At 69.2% G+C, this 20,484-nt stretch carries 20 protein-coding genes and 1 other RNA gene; 11 read left to right on the plus strand and 10 right to left on the minus strand.

Annotation, left to right across the window (positions count from 1 at the left end; translation table 11 throughout):
• Positions 1-7 precede the first annotated feature (7 nt).
• Both LDL21_RS18790 and sigJ read right to left on the minus strand, forming a co-directional pair.
• The gene (locus LDL21_RS18790; RefSeq protein ID WP_225281140.1) at positions 8-868 is read right to left on the minus strand and encodes an SDR family NAD(P)-dependent oxidoreductase; all 861 of its coding nucleotides are present in this window, start codon (positions 866-868) and stop codon (positions 8-10) included.
• Positions 869-1,066: 198 nt separating this feature from the next.
• Complete coding sequence (gene sigJ, locus LDL21_RS18795; RefSeq protein WP_225281141.1) at positions 1,067-2,005, minus strand: RNA polymerase sigma factor SigJ; 939 nt, start codon at positions 2,003-2,005, stop codon at positions 1,067-1,069.
• 110 nt (positions 2,006-2,115) lie between these two features.
• On the opposite strand from sigJ, the gene LDL21_RS18800 reads away from it, so the two are divergent.
• Positions 2,116-3,033 carry a cobalamin biosynthesis protein gene (locus LDL21_RS18800; protein ID WP_225281142.1) on the plus strand — a complete coding sequence of 306 codons (918 nt, stop codon included), beginning with the start codon at positions 2,116-2,118 and terminating at the stop codon, positions 3,031-3,033.
• 3 nt (positions 3,034-3,036) lie between these two features.
• Here the strand turns inward: LDL21_RS18800 and LDL21_RS18805 are convergent, their stop codons facing one another.
• Together LDL21_RS18805 and LDL21_RS18810 are read right to left on the minus strand one after the other, a co-directional pair.
• A complete protein-coding gene (locus LDL21_RS18805) occupies positions 3,037-3,894 on the minus strand; it encodes an SURF1 family cytochrome oxidase biogenesis protein (protein ID WP_225281143.1) in 858 nt (285 codons plus the stop codon).
• Positions 3,894-4,397 (minus strand): low molecular weight protein-tyrosine-phosphatase, encoded by a 504-nt coding sequence (locus LDL21_RS18810; protein WP_225281144.1) that lies wholly within the window; start codon positions 4,395-4,397, stop codon positions 3,894-3,896. Before LDL21_RS18810 ends, LDL21_RS18805 begins: the two co-directional genes overlap by 1 nt.
• A 71-nt stretch (positions 4,398-4,468) precedes the next feature.
• Here LDL21_RS18810 and LDL21_RS18815 point away from each other — a divergent pair, with 71 nt between their 5' ends.
• The 5 genes from LDL21_RS18815 (at position 4,469) to LDL21_RS18835 (ending at position 9,824) form a co-directional block, all read left to right on the plus strand.
• The gene (locus tag LDL21_RS18815; RefSeq protein WP_504805444.1) at positions 4,469-5,623 is read left to right on the plus strand and encodes a pyridoxal phosphate-dependent aminotransferase; all 1,155 of its coding nucleotides are present in this window, start codon (positions 4,469-4,471) and stop codon (positions 5,621-5,623) included.
• 95 nt (positions 5,624-5,718) lie between these two features.
• A complete protein-coding gene (locus tag LDL21_RS18820) occupies positions 5,719-6,834 on the plus strand; it encodes a Nif3-like dinuclear metal center hexameric protein (RefSeq protein ID WP_225281146.1) in 1,116 nt (371 codons plus the stop codon).
• A 109-nt stretch (positions 6,835-6,943) separates the two neighbouring features.
• Complete coding sequence (locus tag LDL21_RS18825) at positions 6,944-7,681, plus strand: zinc ribbon domain-containing protein (RefSeq protein WP_181697970.1); 738 nt, start codon at positions 6,944-6,946, stop codon at positions 7,679-7,681.
• 17 nt (positions 7,682-7,698) lie between these two features.
• On the plus strand, positions 7,699-9,021 hold the full coding sequence (locus tag LDL21_RS18830) for a bifunctional RNase H/acid phosphatase (RefSeq protein WP_225281195.1): 1,323 nt from the start codon (positions 7,699-7,701) through the stop codon (positions 9,019-9,021).
• Positions 9,022-9,119: 98 nt separating this feature from the next.
• The gene (locus tag LDL21_RS18835; protein ID WP_225281147.1) at positions 9,120-9,824 is read left to right on the plus strand and encodes a S1 family peptidase; all 705 of its coding nucleotides are present in this window, start codon (positions 9,120-9,122) and stop codon (positions 9,822-9,824) included.
• A gap of 61 nt (positions 9,825-9,885) precedes the next feature.
• On the opposite strand, the gene LDL21_RS18840 is transcribed toward LDL21_RS18835, so the two are convergent.
• Entirely contained in the window at positions 9,886-10,773 is an 888-nt protein-coding gene (locus LDL21_RS18840) for an alpha/beta hydrolase (RefSeq protein ID WP_225281148.1), read from the minus strand.
• Positions 10,774-10,809: 36 nt separating this feature from the next.
• Between LDL21_RS18840 and rnpB the strand changes: the two genes are divergently transcribed.
• Positions 10,810-11,219, plus strand: an RNA gene (rnpB, locus tag LDL21_RS18845) — RNase P RNA component class A.
• Between the two features lie 65 nt (positions 11,220-11,284).
• Here the strand turns inward: rnpB and LDL21_RS18850 are convergent.
• On the minus strand, positions 11,285-11,650 hold the full coding sequence (locus LDL21_RS18850) for a hypothetical protein (RefSeq protein WP_225281149.1): 366 nt from the start codon (positions 11,648-11,650) through the stop codon (positions 11,285-11,287).
• Between the two features lie 394 nt (positions 11,651-12,044).
• Here LDL21_RS18850 and LDL21_RS18855 point away from each other — a divergent pair, with 394 nt between their 5' ends.
• Both LDL21_RS18855 and LDL21_RS18860 read left to right on the plus strand, forming a co-directional pair.
• Complete coding sequence (locus LDL21_RS18855) at positions 12,045-12,377, plus strand: hypothetical protein (RefSeq protein WP_067487308.1); 333 nt, start codon at positions 12,045-12,047, stop codon at positions 12,375-12,377.
• Between the two features lie 19 nt (positions 12,378-12,396).
• A complete protein-coding gene (locus tag LDL21_RS18860) occupies positions 12,397-13,854 on the plus strand; it encodes an RNB domain-containing ribonuclease (protein ID WP_225281150.1) in 1,458 nt (485 codons plus the stop codon).
• A gap of 156 nt (positions 13,855-14,010) precedes the next feature.
• Here the strand turns inward: LDL21_RS18860 and LDL21_RS18865 are convergent, their stop codons facing one another.
• The 4 genes from LDL21_RS18865 to panB all read right to left on the minus strand — a co-directional run bounded on the left by LDL21_RS18865 (position 14,011) and on the right by panB (position 17,217).
• Positions 14,011-14,859: a CHAD domain-containing protein gene (locus LDL21_RS18865; RefSeq protein ID WP_225281151.1), complete on the minus strand. Its 849-nt coding sequence runs from the start codon at positions 14,857-14,859 to the stop codon at positions 14,011-14,013.
• Positions 14,860-14,862: 3 nt separating this feature from the next.
• Complete coding sequence (gene pip / locus LDL21_RS18870; RefSeq protein WP_225281152.1) at positions 14,863-15,825, minus strand: prolyl aminopeptidase; 963 nt, start codon at positions 15,823-15,825, stop codon at positions 14,863-14,865.
• Positions 15,825-16,256 carry a hypothetical protein gene (locus LDL21_RS18875; protein ID WP_181697964.1) on the minus strand — a complete coding sequence of 144 codons (432 nt, stop codon included), beginning with the start codon at positions 16,254-16,256 and terminating at the stop codon, positions 15,825-15,827. The genes pip and LDL21_RS18875 overlap by 1 nt, the downstream gene beginning before the upstream one ends.
• Positions 16,257-16,359: 103 nt before the next feature.
• Complete coding sequence (gene panB / locus LDL21_RS18880; protein ID WP_225281196.1) at positions 16,360-17,217, minus strand: 3-methyl-2-oxobutanoate hydroxymethyltransferase; 858 nt, start codon at positions 17,215-17,217, stop codon at positions 16,360-16,362.
• A 203-nt stretch (positions 17,218-17,420) separates the two neighbouring features.
• On the opposite strand from panB, the gene LDL21_RS18885 reads away from it, so the two are divergent.
• Both LDL21_RS18885 and glnA read left to right on the plus strand, forming a co-directional pair.
• Positions 17,421-18,962, plus strand: a complete 1,542-nt coding sequence (locus LDL21_RS18885; protein ID WP_443678045.1) for an alpha/beta hydrolase — start codon at positions 17,421-17,423, stop codon at positions 18,960-18,962.
• Between the two features lie 113 nt (positions 18,963-19,075).
• Complete coding sequence (glnA, locus tag LDL21_RS18890) at positions 19,076-20,416, plus strand: type I glutamate--ammonia ligase (RefSeq protein ID WP_067487327.1); 1,341 nt, start codon at positions 19,076-19,078, stop codon at positions 20,414-20,416.
• The last annotated feature ends 68 nt before the right edge of the window (positions 20,417-20,484 follow it).

The following is a 20,484-nucleotide window of genomic DNA, read 5'->3' on the forward strand; positions in this document are numbered from 1 at the left end:
CGCGAGGTCAGTCGACGACCGCGTCGGAGAACACCGGAGGGTTACCGAGGAATGGCCGGTGCGAAGGCGGCTGCTGGCCCCGGGTGTCCTCGACGCCGAGTTCCTGTGCGATCTCGGCGCCGATGAGCACCCGGCCGGTACGGTCCATCAACTTGGGATCACGCGCGAGGGCATCGATGACACGACCGGTGAATTCCGGCGATTCGGCTGTCGCGGCAAGACCGTCGTAGGCACCTGGATTCGCGGCGAACGCGGCGAGCGTGCGCTCGGTCGCGAGCAGACCCATCCAGATCGAGACGACCGCCACGTTCCACGGACGGAAGTCGACGGCCATATCGTGCGCCATCTTGTCCACCGCCGCCTTGCCCGCACCGTATGCGGGTCCGTGCATGTAGCAGGTGCCGCCGAACGACGACGTGTTCACGACCAACCCCGCGCCATTGGCCACCAGCAGCGGTGCGGCGTAGTAGGTGGCGACGTAGCTCGAGCGCATACCTACATCCAGCAGGTCGAGCAAGGTCAGCGGCTTTTCCCAGAACGGCCCCTTCTCGGTCAGGCCGTCGGGTACCGCGAGAGCGTTGTTGACCAGGATGTCGAGCCGTCCGTGCTCGTCGCGAAGACCCGCGAAGAAGGACTCGACCTGGGCATCGTCGCCATGGTCGAGCACTACGGGCACGCCGTGGCCGCCGCGGCGGGTGATCTCCTCGGCGGTCGCGAACACGGTGCCCGGCAGTGGGGAATCGCCTTCGTTCCGCGTTCGCCCGGTGACATAGACCGTTGCCCCGGTTTCCCCCAGCGCGAGCGCGATGCCTTTGCCCGCGCCGCGACTGGCGCCGGTCACCACCACGATTCGTTCCGAACCCACCATCGACTCCCTACACTGCCCGACCGGCCACTCCGTGCGACACCTTCCACTACTGAACCGGACGGGCCGGAAGTACCACAGGGATCTTCCCGGTAGCCGGGAAAGGTGACGGCCCGGCGACCGGAAAGCCCTGTGTGTGCAAGCCATCCGCTCAGCGAAGTGGAGCGACGACTTCGCAGGTGACGTCGCGCAGGTGTGCGCCTAGTCCTCGGCGCGACCCATGTACCAGTCGGGTGCGCCCGCGGTCGGCAGGTCGCGCAGCTTGTCGGGGTTGCGGACCACATTGATGGCGACGATGCGGCCGTCGTCGACGACGAACGAGAAGACACCGATGTGGTTGCCGTCGAACACCACCAGCCCCGGTGCGCCGTTGACCAGCACCGCACGGCCCCAGGCATCCGTCGCCGACGGCGCGTGGTACCAGCCGAGCAGCATCTTGGCGATGAGCTCGGCGCCGCGCACGGGCTGGCGGATCGCGGGCACCTTGCCGCCACCGTCGGCGGTGAGCACCACCTTCTCGTCCAGCACGCCGAGCAGCGAACTGAGGTCACCCGAGCGCCAGGCGAGGGCGAACGCCGAAACCACCTTCTCCTGTTCGGCGGGCGACGCCGGGAATCGCGGCGTGCCGCTCTCCACGTGCTTGCGCGCACGCGAGGCCAGCTGACGCACCGCGGCCGGGGTGCGCCCGACCACCTCGGCGACCTCCGGACCCGACATCCCGAACACGTCCTGGAGTACGAAGGCCGTGCGTTCGGCGGGTGAGAGCGATTCGAGCACGACCAGCAGTGCGGTGGTGACCCGTTCGTCCTGGGAGATGCGGTCGGCGGGATCGTCCATGGTGCTGACCTCCGGTTCCGGCAACCAGTCGCCGACGTACTGTTCGCGCCGGGCCCGCGCGGACCCGAGCTGGTCGAGGGCGAGCCTGCCCGTCACGGTGGTGAGCCAGGCGCGCAGATTGTCGATCTCGTCCGCCTTGCCCGCCTCGTGCTGCCGCTGCAGCCGCAGCCACGCCTCCTGCACCACGTCTTCGGCGTCGGCCAGGCTGCCGAGGGTGCTGTAGGCGAGCCTGCGCAGGTAGGCGCGGTGCTCCTCGAAGCGTCGCGCCAGTTCCGCGCGGTCGAGATTCGCGGTGTCGGTCATCGTGCCAGCCGTTCGGTCGAGAGTGGGCGGTCGCCCAGGATGCTGTCATGTAGACGACGAAGCAGACGCATCCGGTGTGACATCGCTGCCCCACCGGTTAACCTCGCCCGGTGCACAAGGGGATTTCGACCGCCGCGGGACTGCTGCTCGGTTTCGCACTCGACCGGGCATTCGCCGACCCGCGCCGCTGGCATCCGGTAGCCGGATTCGGTACGGCGGCAGCGGCATTGGAGCAGCGAACCTACGCCGACACCCACCGCGCCGGAATCCTGCACGAGACCGTTGCGGTCGGCTCGGTCCTCGCGTTCGGTGCGGTAGCCGCGCGCGGCGGCCTGCTCGCGACAACCCTCGCGACCTGGACCGTTCTAGGTGGCCGCAGCCTGGCCCGGGCCGGCCACGACATGGCCGACCGGCTCGACGCCGGCGATATCGACGCCGCCCGCGAACTGCTGCCCTCGCTGTGCGGACGCGACCCCTCGGTCCTCGACGCCGACGGATTGGCCCGCGCCGCACTGGAATCCATCGCCGAGAACACCTCCGACGCCACCGTCGCACCGCTGCTGTGGGGTGCCGTGGCCGGAGTTCCCGGGCTGCTCGGATATCGAGCGGTGAACACGCTCGACGCGATGATCGGCTACCGCAACGACCGCTACCTACGCTTCGGCTGGGCAGCCGCCCGCACCGACGACATCGCGAATCTCGTCCCCGCCCGACTGACCGGACTGCTCACAGTGGTGCTGGCCCCCCTCGTCGGCGGCAACCCCGGGGAGGCCTGGCAGGCCTGGCGGCAGGACGCGCGCAAACACCCGAGCCCCAACGCCGGAGTCGTCGAGGCATCGATGGCAGGTGCTCTCGGAGTCCGACTCGGAGGCCGCACCCAATACCGCTACGGAGCAGAACTACGCCCGACACTGGGAACCGGACGCGCCCCCGAAACCGAAGATCTCCGCAGAGCCGTCCGAATGTCGGAAGCAGTACAGATCGGAGCCGTAGCAGTCAGCGCCACGCTGGCACTGCTGCGCAGGTGAGCGTCAGCGAGTGCGGCCGTACCGATCGGCGAGACGCGCTTCCGTAGTGCTCTCCTGAGAAGTCGAAGCAGGCTGATCGGACACCTCGGACCCGACTTCTCCACGCTCCCGCCGCCGAGCCCGCATTTCAGCGAACACGAAATACCCCAGCCCGAGCGGAGCCATCACACCGAAGGCCAGCCATTGAAGGCCGTAGGACAGATACGGCCCCGCATCCAGCTGAGGAAGGGGAACAGGCGTGAACGACCCCGGCTGCCCCTCGGCAAGCTGAAGATAACCACCCTTATCGGTCCCGGTAGGGATAGCCGTCAGCGGGATACCGAGAACAGTGGATTCCTGAGTGGTGTCGACGGTATACACCTGCCGGAACCCGTCCTGCGTGCTCGGCACTTTGTCCGGGACGACCCCTTCGGACGCACGGACCCGCGCTTCGATGCGCTGAGCCCCACCCGGCGGTTCGGCAATCGCAGGCGGCCGCGTCCCGTCGACAGCAGCGACCAGACCACGGTCGACGAGCACTGTACGACCATCATCGAGCCGAAACGCGGCGAGAACCGCATACCCCGGCGCACCGTCCAGATGGCGCAACCGGACGAGCACCGTCGAATCCGGAAGGAAGGTCCCGGTGGCGATCACCTTCCGCCACTCGGTATGGGTACCGGGATCACCGGCGAGGATGTCGGTAACAGCCACCGGCTCGGCCTGCACCGAGTCGGCGATCAGCTGATTACGGTGCTCGGTGCTGCTGTTCTTGTTCAGCTGCCAAGGCGCGAGGATCGTGAAACACAGGTAGGCGAACGCGACGACGACGAGCGCCAGAATCAGCCAGCTCGGCCGCAGCAGAAAGGTGAGTTTGCGCATCAGCGTCGCGCGGCGGCCGGGTCGCGGGCCTCGAGTTCGGCCCGGACCCAGTCGAGCAGGCCGGGGACGGCTGCCTCGATCTGGTCGCGGACCAGGTCGAAGTCGGTCTGGTCGCCGTAGTACGGGTCGGGCACGTCGACTCCGTCGGCGGCGGGGTCGAAGCTGCGCAGCAGCCTGCGCTGTTCGGTGGGGACGCCTCGGTGGGCGAGTTCCCGGTCGTGGCTGGTGTCGAGCACCACGATCAGGTCGGCGTCGCGATGTTCGTCGCCGAAGGTGGCGGCGATGTGTTCGGCGGCGTACCCGGCGTGGCGCAGGGTCGCGGCGGTGCGCGGATCGGCGGGGTCGCCGACGTGCCACGATCCGGTGCCCGCGCTGCTCACCCGCACCCGGTTCGCCAGACCGGCACGGTACAGATGCGCTTCGAACATCTTCGCCGCCATCGGCGACCGGCAGATGTTCCCTGTGCAGACGAAGGTCACGTGCAGCTCTCCCACGGCTCCCATTGTCGCCGGTAGGGCCGAGGCACCGCCACGTAGGGTGTTCAGTTGTGTTCGAGGACTCGGTCGACCCCGCGATGCTGCGCCACCACGGCGACGTGGAAGCGCGCCCGGGCATGCTCGATTTCGCGGTGAACGTCCAGGGCACCGCCCCACCGGCCTGGCTACGCGACCGGCTCGCCGCCCGCCTCACCGACCTCGGCCGCTACCCCGACGCAGGCGAGGAACTCGCCGCCCGCACGGCCGTCGCCGCCCGCCACGGCCGCACCCCCGACGAAGTCCTGCTGCTGGCAGGCGCCGCCGAAGGCTTCGCGATGCTGCCCCGCCTGCGCCCCCGCCTCGCCGCCGTCATCCACCCGTCCTTCACCGAGCCGGAACTGGCATTGCGTGAGGCAGGCGTCCCGGTGGCCCGCGTCGTCCTCGAACGCCCGTACACCCTCGACCCTGCCCAGGTACCGGAAGAAGCCGACCTGGTCGTCCTGGGCAACCCAACCAATCCCACCTCGATCCTGCACCCCGCCGAAACGATCCAGGCCCTGCGCCGCCCCGGCCGCATCGTCGTCGTCGACGAAGCCTTCGCCGACGCGGTCGCCGAGCTCCGAGCGGCGGCGGGTTCGTCGACTGCACGACCCGAGGTCGGTGGCGCCGCGCCCCAGCGTGTAGTGGATGGTGGCGCTGCGCCCCTGAGTGCGGATGCCGACGCAGTCCCCGGTGCGGTACGTCCGAAGGGCATCAGTGGCGAACTCGAGTCGCTGGCCGGGCTGAGCGCACCGGACGTCCTGGTGCTGCGCAGTCTCACCAAGACGTGGGCGCTGGCCGGTCTGCGCTGCGGCTACGTACTCGGTGCTCCCGAGGTGCTGGCCCGGCTGACCGAGGGCCGCCCCCACTGGCCGCTTGGCACCCTGCAGCTCGAGGCGATCCGCGCCACCGCCGAACCCGCCGCCGTCGCCGAATCCCACCACCTCGCCCAGCGCATCGCCGCCGACCGCGACGCCATGATCGACCGTCTCACCGCGCTCGGCATCGACGTGCACACCCCGGCCGCCGGCCCGTTCCTGCTCCTGCGCGTCACGGACGGCGCCCTGGTCCGCAAGCATCTCGCCGACCGAGGCATCGCAGTCCGCCGCGCCGACACCTTCCCGGGTCTCGGCCCCGACTATTTGCGCGTCGCCGTGCGCGGCCGCGACGAGGTGGATCAGCTGATCGACGGGTTGCGGGCCGCGCTGTGGTGATGCCGATTCCTCACGGGGGCCTTGTGCGATCAGGGCGAACGAATGTCGAACCTGCCCACGACGGCGCAGGTCTCAGCGGAGCGAAGGAGGCGGCGGTGACCGACCTGGCCGAACTGATCGGGGTGCTCGACGCGGCGTACCCACCGAAACTGGCCGAATCGTGGGATTCGGTTGGCCTGGTGTGTGGTGATCCGGCGCAACAGGTTTCGAAGGTGCTGTTCGCCGTAGACGCCACCGCAGCCGTCGTGGACGAGGCGATCGCCTGGGGTGCACAGGCTTTGGTCGTGCACCACCCCCTGCTGCTGCGCGGCGTCGACACCGTGGCGGCGAATACGCCGAAAGGCGCCCTGCTGCATCGGTTGATCCGCTCCGACTGCGCACTGTTCTCCGCGCACACCAACGCAGATTCCGCGGACCCAGGCGTCTCCGACGCGCTCGCCGCCGCTGTCGGCCTCACCGTCACGGGCCCGCTCGACCCCAAACCGGTTGCCCCGATGGACAAGTGGGTCATCCAGGTGCCGCAGACCCACACGGCCGCTTTGATGTCGGCGCTGTTCGCGGCAGGCGCAGGAGCGATCGGCGACTACCGCGAGGCGGCCTGGTACACCTCCGGCACGGGCCAGTTCCTGCCGGTCGACGGCGCGAACCCGGCCATCGGCGCGGTCGGAACCGTCGAGACCGTCACCGAGGACGCGATCGAGGTCGTCGCGGCGCCGTCCGCGCGCACCGCCGTCCTCGCGGCCCTGCGCGCGGCCCACCCCTACGAGGAACCGGCCTACCACGTCACCGAACGCGCACCCCTGCCGTCGTCCCTCGGCCTCGGCCGCATCGGCGAACTCGCCGAACCCGAGACACTGCGCGAGTTCACCGCCCGCGTGGGCAACGGTCTACCGCGCACCGTCTGGGGTGTGCGGGCCGCGGGCGACCCCGACCGCACGATCAAGCGGGTGGCCGTCTGCGGCGGTGCGGGCGACTCCTACCTCGACGCCGCCATCCGCGCGGGCGTCGACGCCTATCTCACCTCCGACCTGCGCCATCACCCCGTCGACGAACACCTCCGCCGAGGTGGCCCCGCCCTCGTCGACGCCGCCCACTGGGCCACCGAATTCCCGTGGTGCGCCCAGGCCGAATCCGTCGTCACCCGGGCGCTGCCCGCCCTCACCACCCGCGTGTCGACCCTTCGCACGGATCCGTGGACGGTCACGGGCTGAGTCACCGCACCCCGCTCGGTCGCGGATCCGGGTCATGGCGTGTTCGCCTCGTGCGGCGCGGTACGGTTGATCGATCCATCCGTCCACCGTGTTCAGGAGTTCGTGCCCGTTGAATGTCGAACCGTCGGTCCAGTCCAAGCTGTTGCAGCTCGCCGCTGTCGATGCCGAGCTGACGCGGATCGCGCACCGGCGCACCGCGCTGCCCGAGCAGCAGGAGGTCGCGCGGCTGGCGGCCGAGCGCAACGGCTACAAGGACGCCGCGGTCGCGGTCGAGATCGGCATCGACGACCTGGATCGTGACATCCGCAAACTCGAGGGTGAGGTCGAGGCGGTGCGCAAGCGCGAGGACCGCGACCGCGCCATGCTCACCGCGGGCTCCGTCGCCGCCAAACAGCTGTCCGAACTCCAGCACGAACTGGGCAGCCTGGAACGCCGTCGCGCCGTCCTCGAGGACGAACTGCTGACCGTGATGGAGCAGCGTGAGGCGATGGCCGCCGACCACGACCACGCCGGTGCCCGGCTCAGCAAGGCCGACCAGGACCTGGCCGACGCCGAACGCCTGCGCGACGAGGCGATGGCCGACCTCGAGGTCGCGCAGCAACGGTGCGAGAACGACCGCGCCGCACTGATCGGCCTGTTCCCCGGTGAACTGCTCGCCGTCTACGACAAGCAGCGCGCCGCCCACGGTGTCGGTGCCGCCCTGCTGCAGGCCCGCCGCTGTGGTGCGTGCCGCATCGAGATCGACCGCGGTGAGATGCAGCGCATCGCCAAGGCCGCCCCGGATGCGGTGGTCCGCTGCCCCGAGTGTGGCGCGATCATGGTGCGCACCAAGGAATCCGGACTGTGACCGCTGGGCCGGTTGGTGTGCGTGAGGTGATCGTCGAGGCCGACGGCGGTTCACGCGGCAATCCCGGCCCGGCCGGTTACGGCGCGGTCGTCTTCGCCGACGACCATGTGCGCGTGCTGGCCGAACGCAAGGAATACGTCGGCGTCACCACCAACAATGTGGCCGAATACCGTGGGCTGATCGCGGGTTTGGAGGCTGCGACCGAACTCGGTGCGCGGGTGGTGACGGTGCGCATGGACTCCAAGCTCGTCGTCGAACAGATGTCGGGTCGCTGGAAGATCAAGCACGCCTCCATGATTCCGCTCGCCGAACAGGCACGCCGGTTGGTGTCCGGTTTCGAGCGCGTGAGCTTCACCTGGATCCCGCGCGCCGAGAACTCCCACGCCGACCGGCTGGCGAACGAGGCGATGGACGACGGCGCCCTCGTCGGCACCGTCCGCGAGTCGCTCGCCGCGGGCTACACACCGGGAGATCAGGTCGCCCTCGGCGCGGCGGATGATCGGGCCGCAGCCGAGGTGGAGCCGAGCGTCGTCGCCGGCGACGAAGCATCGACTACGTCGGACGTAACCATGACCCCGGCCGGCGACAAGGCTGCTGTCACACCGACGGGCGAGCAGGTGGCTGTTACGCCGACAGGTGAGCAGATCGTCGTCGGTGGCGCGGACAAGACGGAATCGCCTGCCGCCCAAAAGGTTTCCACCTACTCCCCGGGCTGGACCGGCGCCATCGGCCGTCCCACCCGCCTGCTCTTGTTGCGCCACGGCCAAACCGAGCTGTCGGTGCAACGCCGCTACTCCGGCCGCGGCAACCCGCCGCTCACCGAACTGGGCCGCGAACAAGCCGACCGCGCCGCGAAAATGCTTGCCGCCAAAGGCGATATCGCCGCCGTCGTGAGCTCACCGTTGCAGCGGGCCCGTTCCACCGCCGAGGCCGCCGCTACCGCACTCGATGTGCCCCTGCGCATTCTCGACGGCCTCATCGAAACCGACTTCGGCCAGTGGGAAGGACTCACCTTCGCCGAAGCGGCACAGCGGGATCCGGCGCTGCACGCGGACTGGCTTGGCGATCCGTCGATCCCCGCGCCCGGTGGCGAGAGCTTCGACCAGGTGCGCGAACGGATCGAAGGCGTGCGGCGCGACCTGGTGGCGCTATATCCCGGCGAGAACGTCGTCGTGGTCAGTCACGTCACCCCCATCAAAACCTTGCTGCAGCTGGCGCTCGGGGTCGGCCCGTCGCTGCTGTACCGGTTGCATCTGGACCTGGCGTCGCTGTGTATCGCCGAGTTCTATCCCGACGGTGGCGCTTCGGTGCGCCTGGTCAACGACACTTCCTATCTCTGAGGTGGCCCCGTGTCACCCGGGCGCGGTACGGTCGCCCGGGTTCGCGATGCGCGTCACGTCGACGCATAGCCGGTCGCGGCCGTCGAGAAAGGTACTTGATGAAGTTTCTACGGATGGCGGCGTTCGCGGCGGCCATCGCGGGGGCGCTCACCACGTCTGCCGGTGTAGGCAGCGTGTCGGCTGATCCGAGCGTGGTGCTCGGTGCCGGTTCGGGCATCGTCTTCGACAACAACTCCGGCTGTTCGCTCACGGCCATCGGCCACGACAACGCGGGCCGGCTGGTCGGTCTCACCGCCGGGCACTGCGCGTCGACCGGTGCCAAGGTCGGCGCCGAGCAGGCGCTGCACGCGGGCGTGATCGGTACCGTCGCCTTCTCCGACGACGGCGACTACCTGGATTTCGCTGTGCTGCAACTGGATGCGTCCAAGGTGGTGCCCACGCGCACGATCGGCCAGACCACCGTGGCAGGCATCGGCCCCGCACCGGCACCGGGCTCCACCGTGTGCTCCGACGGCCGGACCAGCGGCCGCAGCTGCGGTGTGGTGTGGGGTGAGCTCGAGGGCAACTCGATCAACCAGTACTGCTCGCAGCCGGGCGATTCCGGTGGTCCGGTCGTTGTCGGTGACCGGCTCGTCGGCATGAACCAGGGCAGGCTCACCGGCCTCGGCCCCGTGGACTTCGACGTGCCGTGCACCAACGGCGCCAACCCGATCCACTCGCCCGCCTACTTCCAGCCGATCGAGGTGATCCTCGATGTGGTGAACCGCGCGGGTGGGGTCGGCGCGGGCTTCCAGCCGATCTGATCGCCGCACGAACACTTAGGGGCGCAGCATCATCACGATGCTGCGCCCTTTTCATGCGTTGTCAGGGGCGCAGGATCGACACCAGGAAGTCGGTCTGGTCGCGCACGACCTGTTCGAAGACGTCGTCGAAGTACACGTCGAAGTGGCCGACCGGGTATTCCTTGACCACCGCGTGTTTGGTGCGTGCGGCCGCCTTGCGGGTGGGGCCGGACGGTGCGACGGAATCGTTCTCGGCGATCGTGTACAGCACCGGGACCTTCAGCGACTTGGCGCGTCGGCCGGGGGCGTCGAACAGGGTGGAGAAAGCTACGCGGGCACCGACTTTGGGGTCGTAGGTCGGGCTCTCCTCGGCGAGCCTGCCGAAGCCTTCGGGCACATCGGAGGCACTCATCAGGGCGGCGGCGCGTTTACGGCCCGCCAGGCGGATGCGAATCGGCTTGCGGCGCAACGGGCCCAACAGCAGATCGGTCATGGCGACGGTCGCCACCTTGGTCAGGCTGATCGGTCCCTTCGCCCGCGCCGACGCCCAGCCGCTGGTGAACGGCACCTGGGCGACCACGGCCGCCAGGTAGTCGTCGTCGGGAGCGACGGAAAGCACGTGCCCACCACCGAAAGACGTGCCCCACAACGCGATCCGGGTGGCGTCGAAGCCGCGGATGCTACGCGCGTAGGCGATCGCGGCCTTCCAGTCCTGACGCTGCCTGGCGATATTGAGCACCTGGCGGGGCGCACCCTCACTGGCGCCGAAATGCCGATAGTCGAAGGCCAGCACCCCCATTCCCGCCGCGACGAACCGTCGCGCATACCGATCCAACCCCATCTCGCGGGTCGCCCCCAGCCCGTGTCCCATGATCACCAGCGGACGCGGCCTCGGCGCACCATCGGGGAGGTAGAGCCATGCGGCGCATTGCTGGTCACCCGATGGGAAACTGACGTCGACACGTTCCATGACTGATAACCGTACCGAGTACCATGGCGGAGCGGACGAGTCGGCCGGGCGACCGCGGTGACGGGAACGGGCACATCGGTGTCGCCGCCCGCCACCGAGGAAAGTCCGGACTCCACAGAGCAGGGCGGTTGTTAACGGCAACCCGGGGTAACCCGCGGGACAGTGCCACAGAAAACAAACCGCCGCACGCTCAACGTGCGGTAAGGGTGAAACGGTGCGGTAAGAGCGCACCAGCGCCCCGGGTGACCGGGGCGGCTAGGTAAACCCCGCCCGGAGCAAGGTCGAAGGCCGCACCGGCGACGGTGCGGCTGCGCAGGTGTTCGAGGGCTGCTCGCCCGAGCCTGCGGGTGGACCGCTCGAGGCACCCGGCGACGGTGTGTCCAGATGGATGGTCGCCCCCCGGCGCGAGCCGGGGACAGGATCCGGCTTACAGGCCGGCTCGCCCGCCCAGGAAACGACGAAGACGGCGGTCCCGCACGGGACCGCCGCCTTCGTCTGTCCCGAGGGGACTTCAGCACATCAGCTTGGCCATGTCGTAGACCGCGCGCGCTTCCTGCTCCGTGGCCGAAACGGAGCCGTTGGTCGAGCTCTTCACGATTCCGGCGATGGTGTCGGCCTCGGCCTTGCCCGCCTTGATGTCGGAGCACGTCTGGTTGAGCACCCCACTCACCGCTAGGTCGTCACGGCCGGCGGCCAGCTTCGGGAAAGCGTTGCGATAGCTCACCACGAACATGCCGGCCTTACCGGGATCGACCTGAACGGCCGGGGTGGTGGTGGTTGCGGGGGCTGCGGCGGTGGACGAGTCCTCGCCGCAACCGGTCAGAAGCAGGGCGAAGACGGCGGTGCCTGCCGCGAGGGCGGCGGTAGTTCTACTCACGCAGCGGGATGCTAGCGGCCCAGGAAACAAGGCGCCTCCCGTCAGGTTAACGGGAGGCGACATGTTGATTCGTGTGACGGTGAGTCAGGCCGGGTTGATCATCAGCACCTGGGCCCAGTAGGTGGCCTGGTCAGGCCCGAGGATCGGCAACAGGTAATCGTAAATCAGCGACGACATACGCTCGGAACTCCCATTTATCGACGTGGGTGCAACACTTTTCCGGCTTGTGCCGGATGTGCCGTCGCCACAGTAACAATTCGTGCGAGACGCGCGACGGGGCGGTGAATATGCGCGGGAACTCGTCGGGAACGTGAGCGAGGTCATAGAGTGTTGCCCGTCGGCAGGGCCCGTTGTGCGGGCTCACACATCGATCGCGGAAGCAGGTCACATTTCCATGCGGGTAGTTCGTTCCATTGTCGCCGGTGCATTGATCGCCGGAGCCGCCGCGGTGCTCACCTCGATGGGTGCCGGTTCGGCGGGTGCGGTCGCGGTGACCCCGCTGCCCGGCGGGGTCCAGGTCGACCTGAGCCCGGCCGATACCGCCTGGGTGCACCAGAACAAGTTCGGCCGGACCGTGGCCGGTCTGCCGCATCCGTCGGCGGCCTCGTTCGGTCAGGCGCTCGACGCGGCGGCCGCCGTGTCGTCGTCGGTGCCGGGTGGCCGGGTCACCTTCACCGTGTACGGCCCGTTCGATCAGCTCAACGGCACCATGCTGGCACTGCAGTAACAATCGCTACGCTGCCAGGATGGAACTCCATCAGCGGATCGTCTCGGCGCCGGTAGATTTCGGCGCCATCCGTTCCGAATTCGGGCTGGCCTCGGACTATCCGGCCGAGGCTGTCTCCGAGGCCCGCGACGCGGTCGACGCGTTCGCGGGCACCCGGGTGGACCGCACCGGCCTCGAACTGGTGACCATCGACCCACCGAGCGCCATGGATCTGGACCAGGCGCTGCACCTCGAACAAACCGCGACCGGTTTCACCCTGCACTACGCCATCGCCGATCTCGGCGCGGTGATCGTGCCCGGCGGTGCCCTTGCCCGTGAATCCGAATCACGCGGCCAGACCTTCTATCTCCCCGACGGCACCGTGCCGCTGCATCCGCCCGTGCTGTCGGAGGGGACCGCGAGCCTGTTGCCCGGTGTCGACCGGCCCGTCGCGCTGTGGACCATCGAACTCGACAACGACGCCGCGCTCCTTCGTTTTTCGGTCGAGCGTGCCCTGGTGCGCTCCCGTGAACGCTTCGACTACCAGCAGGTCCAGGCCGCCGCCGACGCCGGAACACTGCACCCCTCGCTGGCCGCGCTGCCCGAATTCGGTCGGCTGCGGATCGAGGCCGGTCTCGCGCGCGGTGCGATCTCGCTGCGCCTGCCGGCCCAGGACGTGGTGCGCCACGGCGACAACTGGCGCCTCGACCTGGAACCGCACACGGCCGCCGACGACTGGAACGAGCAGGTCTCCCTGCTCACCGGGATGTGCGCGGCACGAATCATGCTCGATCACAAGGGAACCCGGCTCGGTCTGCTGCGCACCATGCCGCCGCCGCCCGACTCCGCCGTCGCCTCGATGCGCCGCACCGCCGCCGCCCTCGACATCGCCTGGCCCGACGACCTGCCGGTCGGCCGCATGCTGGCGGGCCTGGACCCCAACACTCCCGCCGGGCTGGTCCTGATGTCGGAGGCGACCACCCTGCTGCGCGGCGCCGGCTACACCCTGCTCGCCGACCTCGACGACCCCACTGCCGACCAGCTGACCCACAGCGCCATCGGCGCCCCCTACGCTCACGTCACCGCCCCGCTGCGCCGCCTGGCCGACCGCTTCACCACCGAGATCTGCCTGGCGCACTGCGCGGGCACCGAGGTACCGCAGTGGGTGCTGGACGGCCTGGCGCCTGCCGCGGAAACCCTGCGCCGCACCGATTCGCTCGCCAACAAAGTCGACCGCGCGTGCGTCGACCTCACCGAGGCCACCATCCTCGGCCCGCGCGTCGGCACCGACTTCGCCGCCCTGGTCCTGCGCGAGGCCAACGGTTCGCGCGACGCGGAGATCTTCGTCGCCGAACCCCCGATCCTGGCGCGCTGCGCGGGCAAACCACCGGAAGGCGAACGCGTCTCCGTGCGCCTGCGCACCGCCGATCCCACGACGAGAACCATCGAATTCGCCTATTCCGCCGATGGGAACGGCGCGCCCGCCGGCATCGAGTGAGCCCTGGCGCGCGTCGAGGTCGACGCGCTGCCGACGTTTTCGAACCCGCTGCGACCGATGGGGCATCGATCCTGCACGGCGGCACAGCCTTTCGGTCGACACTCAGTTCGGCATGCCGTGGCCGGTGTCGTGAGTGACAGCCGGGTTCGCCGGTGGTCAGTCGGTCGAGATGAACGCCGCGGCAGCGGGATAACCCGCGATGGCCCGGCCCGCCGCGGCTTCCTCGGTGTCGGCGAGGAGTTCGTAGACGGTGGCGTCGGTGGAATCGCCTGCGGCGGCGAGGATGGCTGCGCGGGATTCCACGGCGTCGCGGTGGTCGCCCAGGACCGATTGCAGGCGTTTGGCGCGGGTGCCCAGGTCGGTGGCGTCGGTGCCGAGGACCTCGCCCGCCGCTTCGCAGGAATAGCGTAAACGCTTGGCACCCTTGCGGATGTCGTGCAGCAGCTCCACCCGGTCGGCGGGGGTGGCGCTCGGCTCGGCGAAGACCAGTTTGCGCAGGCGTTTGCGGTCGCGGCCGAGCACGCGCGCGAACACGTCGTCCGCGTCGTCGCCGGCGAGGGAATCGTCGAGCGGGGGATCGGTGCGCCACGTGGTGAGGACCTCGCGCAGGGCCGCGTACCGCTCGCCGTCGAGGGCGGTGAGGATCTCGTCGTGGGCCTGGGCGTAGGCGTCGTCGGCGGCGCCGACGAGGCGGCGGGTGACCTCGGTGGGCACCTCGCCGAACCCGTCGAGCAGTTTCGCGAACCGCTCACCTCGGACCTCCGCGTCGCGGGCGACCCCGAGCAGTTCCGCGAGCCACTTCAGCTCCGTCACCGTCTCGGCGGCGGCGTCGCTGTCGAAGAGCTTGCGGTAGGAACGCAATACGCTGCGCAACCGGCGCGTGGCCACCCGCATCTGGTGCACCGAGTCCTCGGCGTCGGCGCGGACATCTGGTTCGGCGGCGAGCAGCCGGTCGATGTCCTCGCGCAGCGCCGCGACGACGGCGGGTCCGGCTTCGATCGCCATGGGTCAGTCTCGCTTCCCGAACAGGTCGGTCGCCTCGACCAGGTGGTGGGTGATGCCGGGCTCGTGCGCGGTGTGCGCGGCGTCCTCGACGATGTGCAGGGTGGAGCCGGGCCACGCGTTGTGCAGTTCCCAGGCGCTCACCGCGGGGCACACCACGTCGTGGCGGCCCTGCACGATCACTCCGGGGATGTCGGCGATCCGATGGATGTCACGCAGCAACTGTCCCTCGTCGAGGAATCCGCCGTGCCGGAAATAGTGGTTTTCGATGCGGGCGAAGGCGAGGGCGAAGCGTGGCTCACCGGTCTCGGCGACCCGATCCGGGTGCGGCAGTAGCGAACTCGTGGCGCCTTCCCACGTCGACCAGGCGACGGCGGCACCGAGCGCGATCTCCGGATCCGGCGAATGCAGCAGCCGGTGGTACACCTCGACGAGGTCGTCCCCGCGTTCCTCGGGCGGCACCGGTGCCAGGAAGTTCGCCCACTCGGCGGGGTAGATGTTGCCCGCCGCGCCGTTGTAGTACCAGTCGATCTCCTTGCGCCGCAACAAGAAGATGCCGCGCAACACCAGCTCGGTGACCCGTTCCGGGTGCGCCTGGGCGTAGGCGAGGCCGAGGGTGGAACCCCACGACCCGCCGAACACCTGCCAGCGTTCGACACCGAGGTGCTCGCGCAGTGCCTCCATGTCGGCGATCAGGTGCGGTGTGGTGTTGAACTCGAGGCTCGCCCCGTCGGCGATGTGCGGCACCGACTTTCCGCACCCGCGCTGATCGAACAACACGATCCGGTACACCGCCGGATCGAAGAACCGGCGTTGCAACGGACCGGTGCCGCCGCCGGGGCCGCCGTGCACGAACACCACCGGCTTGCCGTCGGGGTTGCCGCTGACCTCCCAGTACACCGACTGGCCGTCGCCGACATCGAGGAGACCTTTGTCGAACGGTTCGATCTCGGGGTACAGGGCGCGCATCAGAACGCCAATCCCGCGGCGAGGTCGGGCAGGTCGAGTGCGGTGAGCGTTTCGGTGCGCACATCGGGGCAGGCCTCGGTCGTCACCCGGTCGATCATCGCCTTGTCGGCCAGCACGTGCCCGTTGATGCCGCCGTTGCGCAGCGCCCACTCGTGCACCATCGTGTTCAGCGCGAGCCGGCCGAGGGTCGGGCCCTGCACCCGGAAGTTCGACAGCTCCGGGCGGATCATGTCGCACAACTGGCTCGCCGAGGAGTCGCTGATCTCCAGCGTGGTGCTCGGCGTCGCCGTCTTGGTGGTGGTGGCACCGGCGGTCGTGGTCGTCGCGGACCCGCTGGGCGTGACTTCCGCACCGCCACAGGCTGTCAGGGTCACGGCGGCGAGAACACCGGTGACAACGAGCCCGGGACTGGTCTTCCATCGGCGATGCATGCGTACCTCTTCGAGTCGGCTGTTTCGACTCCGAGTCTGCCATCTCGCCGTCGGCCGCGCCGCTGCCCGACCCCGCCGTACGACGGGGCCGGGTGCGCGCGGATCAGAAGCTGTGTTCGGGTCCGGGGAAGGTGCCCTGACGCACCTCGTCGGCGTAAGCGGCTGCGGCGGAACGCAATTCGTCGCCCACATTGCCGAACCGCTTCACGAACTTGGCCGTCTTGCCGATGGTGTAGCCGGCCATGTCCTGCCAGACCAGCACCTGGGCGTCACAATCTGCGCCGGCGCCGATTCCCACGGTCGGGATGGTGAGCTTGCGGGTGACCTGACCGGCCAGCTCGGCGGGCACCATCTCCATCACCACGGAGAAGGCACCGGCCTCCTGCACCGCGATCGCGTCGGCGACGAGCTGCTCGGCACCGTCGCCGCGACCCTGCACCCGGAAACCGCCGAGTGTGTTCACGCTCTGCGGGGTGAAACCGATGTGGGCCATCACGGGAATGCCCGCGGCGGTGATGAGCGCGATCTGCTCGGCGACCCGCTCGCCGCCCTCCAGCTTCACCGCGTGGGCGCCACCCTCCTTCATGAAGCGGGTGGCGGTGGCCAGCGCCTGCTGGGGCGAGGACTCGTAGGTGCCGAACGGCAGGTCGGCGACGACCAGGGCGTGCGGCGCACCGCGCACCACGCCACGGACCAGCGGGATCAGCTCGTCGACAGTGATCGGCACGGTGGTGTCGTAGCCGTAGACGACGTTGGCGGCGGAATCGCCGACCAGCAGGACAGGGATGCCCGCCTCCTCGAACAGACGGGCCGAGGAGTAGTCGTAGGCGGTCAGCATCGACCAGCGCTCACCCTCGGCCTTCATCTGCTGCAGATGCTGGACGCGGGTCTTGCGGCGAGGCTTGGGGGTGGTAGCGGGAGCGGCACCGTAGGCAGGGCTCTGCTCATCGGATACGGACATCATCGTCCCTACTTTCGTCTGGTTCCTCGAGGCCCGTAGCGGGTCCCCGGGTTTTTCTGACGCATCCAGTGTGCCACCTCGCCCCGAACCGTTTTAAGGGCGTGGCCGGTGGGATCGGTCACACCCGCGCTTCGGTTACCGTGATGGCGAGCCCGTTCGGGTGCGTCGTGTTGCGCCGCCCGGCGCGGAAAGGTTGGCCAACTGTGCAGCGAGGCAGGCTCGTCGTTGTTCTCGGCGCCATCTGCGCGCTGGTCGCCACCGGATGCGGATCCGGCAGCGACAGCGCCACCCCGCCCACCCCGCTGCCGCCGTCACCCCCCGGGCTGAACGATTTCTACGAACAGCGCATCGACTGGGGTTCCTGCGAGGAGTTCGGCAGCCCGGAGGAACGGTTGCCGCCGAGCACCCAGTGCGCGCGCGTCACCGTGCCGATCGATTACGCCCGGCCCGACGGTCCGACCGCGCAGATCGCGTTGTCGCGCATCCCGGCCAGGGGAGACAAGATCGGGTCGCTGCTGATGAATCCGGGCGGGCCCGGCGTCTCCGGATTGTCGATGGTCACCGTCGGGCACCGCACCGAACTGGCCGAACGATTCGACCGCATCGGTTTCGATCCGCGTGGCGTCGGCTCCTCGCTGCCCGCGATCATCTGCCTGACCCCGCCCGAAGCCGATGCCGAACGCGCCGAACCGCCCACCGACAACACCCCGGCGGGCATCGCCGAGGCCGAGGCCGAGAACCGCGAATACGCCGGCCGTTGCGCCGAGCGCTCGGGCCTCGACCTGCTCGGCCATGTCGGCACCCGGGAAGTCGTCCAGGACATGGACGTGCTGCGCTCGGCCCTCGGTGACGCGAAACTGACCTACCTCGGCTACTCCTACGGCACCCGCCTCGGTGCCGCCTACGCCGAGAAATACCCGCAGAACGTGCGCGCGATGGTCCTCGACGGCGCCGTCGACTCCTCCCAGGAACCTGTGCAGGAGTCGCTGCGCCAGGCGGCGGGCTTCCAGGGCGTATTCGACGCCTACGCCGCCGACTGCGCGAACAGCGCCGACTGCCCGCTCGGAACCGACCCGGCAGGTGCGGTGGCCCGCTTCCGGCAACTCGTCGACCCGCTGCAAGCCGCCCCGGCCCGCACCGAGGATCCGCGCGGCCTGAGCTACAACGACGCCATCACCGGCGTCCAGCAGGCCCTCTACAGCGACGAGATGTGGCCACTGCTCACCCGTGGCCTCACCGAACTGCAGGGCGGCACGGGCGACACCCTGCTGCAACTGGCCGACCTCTACGACGGCCGTCGCGCCGACGGCACCTACGCCAACACCCAGGACGCCTTCAACGCCATCCGCTGCGTCGACGACCCGCGCATCACCGACCCCGCGGTCGTCGCCCGCCAGGACACCGAATACCGCAGGGCAGCACCATTTCTCGACGACGGCAAGGGCACCGGCGCGGCACCGCTGGAACTGTGCGCGTCCTGGCCGGTGTCGAACACGAGCGAACCGCACCGGATATCGGCGCCCGGCGTGGCGAAGATCGTCGTCGTCTCCACCACCGAGGACCCGGCCACCCCGTACCAGGCCGGTGTCGACCTGGCCGAGCAGCTCGGCGCCGCGCTCGTCACCTTCCGGGGCAACCGGCACACCGCCGCCCTCGTCGCCGGTGACCGGTGCCTCGACGACGCCGTCATCGCCTACCTCACCGAACTCGCCACGCCCACGCCCGGACTCACCTGCGGCGGGTGAGACCGCGCACACCGCCCGGTCACGCCACGTGAGAAGTGCGGACGATGTGACGTAATAGCAAACGAGTCGGCGTATGTAACACGGATTTAACGCCGGGTGCCTACGCTCGCCGTATGGATCGCCAGAAGGAATTCGTGCTGCGGACGCTCGAAGAGCGGGACATCCGCTTCGTACGTCTCTGGTTCACCGATGTGCTGGGCTACCTCAAGTCCGTCGCCATCGCCCCCGCCGAGCTCGAAGGCGCCTTCGAGGAGGGCATCGGCTTCGACGGGTCGGCCATCGAAGGCTTCGCGCGCGTGTCCGAGGCGGACATGGTCGCGCGGCCCGATCCGTCGACCTTCCAGGTGCTGCCCTGGGCCAGCTCCAAGGGCCACCAGCATTCGGCGCGCATGTTCTGCGACATCACCATGCCCGACGGTTCGCCGTCGTGGGCCGATCCGCGCCACGTGCTGCGCCGTCAGCTGAACAAGGCCGCCGACGTGGGCTTCAGCTGCTACGTGCACCCCGAGATCGAGTTCTTCCTGCTGGAGAACCAGCTCAAGGACGGCTACCAGCCGATGCCCGCCGACAACGGCGGCTTCTTCGACCAGGCGGTGCACGACTCGGCCCCCAACTTCCGCCGCCACGCCATCGACGCGCTCGAGTCGATGGGCATCTCGGTGGAGTTCAGCCACCACGAGGGCGCGCCCGGTCAGCAGGAAATCGACCTACGCTACGCCGACGCGCTATCCATGGCCGACAACGTGATGACCTTCCGCTACCTCATCAAGGAGGTGGCGATCGACGAGGGTGTGCGCGCGACGTTCATGCCCAAGCCGTTCTCCCAGTACCCCGGTTCGGCCATGCACACCCACATGAGCCTGTTCGAGGGCGAGTCCAACGCCTTCGCCGACCCGGACGACCCGAACAACCTGTCGAGCACCGCTCGCTCGTTCATCGCGGGCATCCTCGAGCACGCCCCGGAGATCAGCGCGATCACCAACCAGTGGGTCAACTCCTACAAGCGCCTCATCCACGGCGGCGAGGCTCCCACGGCCGCGTCCTGGGGCCGTTCGAACCGCTCGGCGCTGGTCCGCGTGCCGATGTACACGCCGAACAAGTCGTCGTCGCGGCGCGTCGAGATCCGCAGCCCCGATTCGGCCTGCAACCCCTACCTCACCTTCGCGGTGCTGCTCGCGGCCGGCCTGCGCGGCATCGAGAAGGGCTACAACCTGCCGCCCGAGGCAGAGGACGACGTGTGGTCGCTGACCGACGCCGAGCGCCGCGCGATGGGCTTCCGCTCGCTGCCGGGCACCCTCGACGAGGCACTGCAGGCGATGGAGCGCTCGGAGCTGGTCGCCGAGACCCTCGGCGAGCACGTGTTCGACTTCTTCCTGCGCAACAAGCGCCGCGAATGGGCCGACTATCGGAGCCAGGTCACCCCCTGGGAGCTCAAGGAATACCTCAGCCTGTGACATGGCGGCTGGCGCCGCGGGTTCTCGGCGATCCGGCGTGACGTCGTTGTAGCCCGGACCATGTAAGT

Source organism: Nocardia rosealba (genome assembly GCF_020216065.1).
Taxonomy (GTDB): domain Bacteria; phylum Actinomycetota; class Actinomycetes; order Mycobacteriales; family Mycobacteriaceae; genus Nocardia; species Nocardia rosealba.

Excerpts from the sequence above, each read along its gene's own strand:
- LDL21_RS18790 (WP_225281140.1), bottom strand. The coding sequence starts at position 868 with ATGGTGGGTTCGGAACGAATCGTGGTGGTGACCGGCGCCAGTCGCGGC.
- sigJ (WP_225281141.1), bottom strand. The coding sequence starts at position 2,005 with ATGACCGACACCGCGAATCTCGACCGCGCGGAACTGGCGCGACGCTTC.
- LDL21_RS18805 (WP_225281143.1), bottom strand. The coding sequence starts at position 3,894 with ATGCGCAAACTCACCTTTCTGCTGCGGCCGAGCTGGCTGATTCTGGCG.
- LDL21_RS18810 (WP_225281144.1), bottom strand. The coding sequence starts at position 4,397 with ATGGGAGCCGTGGGAGAGCTGCACGTGACCTTCGTCTGCACAGGGAAC.
- LDL21_RS18815 (WP_504805444.1), top strand. The coding sequence starts at position 4,469 with ATGCTGCGCCACCACGGCGACGTGGAAGCGCGCCCGGGCATGCTCGAT.
- LDL21_RS18835 (WP_225281147.1), top strand. The coding sequence starts at position 9,120 with ATGAAGTTTCTACGGATGGCGGCGTTCGCGGCGGCCATCGCGGGGGCG.
- LDL21_RS18840 (WP_225281148.1), bottom strand. The coding sequence starts at position 10,773 with ATGGAACGTGTCGACGTCAGTTTCCCATCGGGTGACCAGCAATGCGCC.
- LDL21_RS18855 (WP_067487308.1), top strand. The coding sequence starts at position 12,045 with ATGCGGGTAGTTCGTTCCATTGTCGCCGGTGCATTGATCGCCGGAGCC.
- LDL21_RS18860 (WP_225281150.1), top strand. The coding sequence starts at position 12,397 with ATGGAACTCCATCAGCGGATCGTCTCGGCGCCGGTAGATTTCGGCGCC.
- LDL21_RS18865 (WP_225281151.1), bottom strand. The coding sequence starts at position 14,859 with ATGGCGATCGAAGCCGGACCCGCCGTCGTCGCGGCGCTGCGCGAGGAC.
- pip (WP_225281152.1), bottom strand. The coding sequence starts at position 15,825 with ATGCGCGCCCTGTACCCCGAGATCGAACCGTTCGACAAAGGTCTCCTC.
- LDL21_RS18875 (WP_181697964.1), bottom strand. The coding sequence starts at position 16,256 with ATGCATCGCCGATGGAAGACCAGTCCCGGGCTCGTTGTCACCGGTGTT.
- panB (WP_225281196.1), bottom strand. The coding sequence starts at position 17,217 with ATGTCCGTATCCGATGAGCAGAGCCCTGCCTACGGTGCCGCTCCCGCT.
- glnA (WP_067487327.1), top strand. The coding sequence starts at position 19,076 with ATGGATCGCCAGAAGGAATTCGTGCTGCGGACGCTCGAAGAGCGGGAC.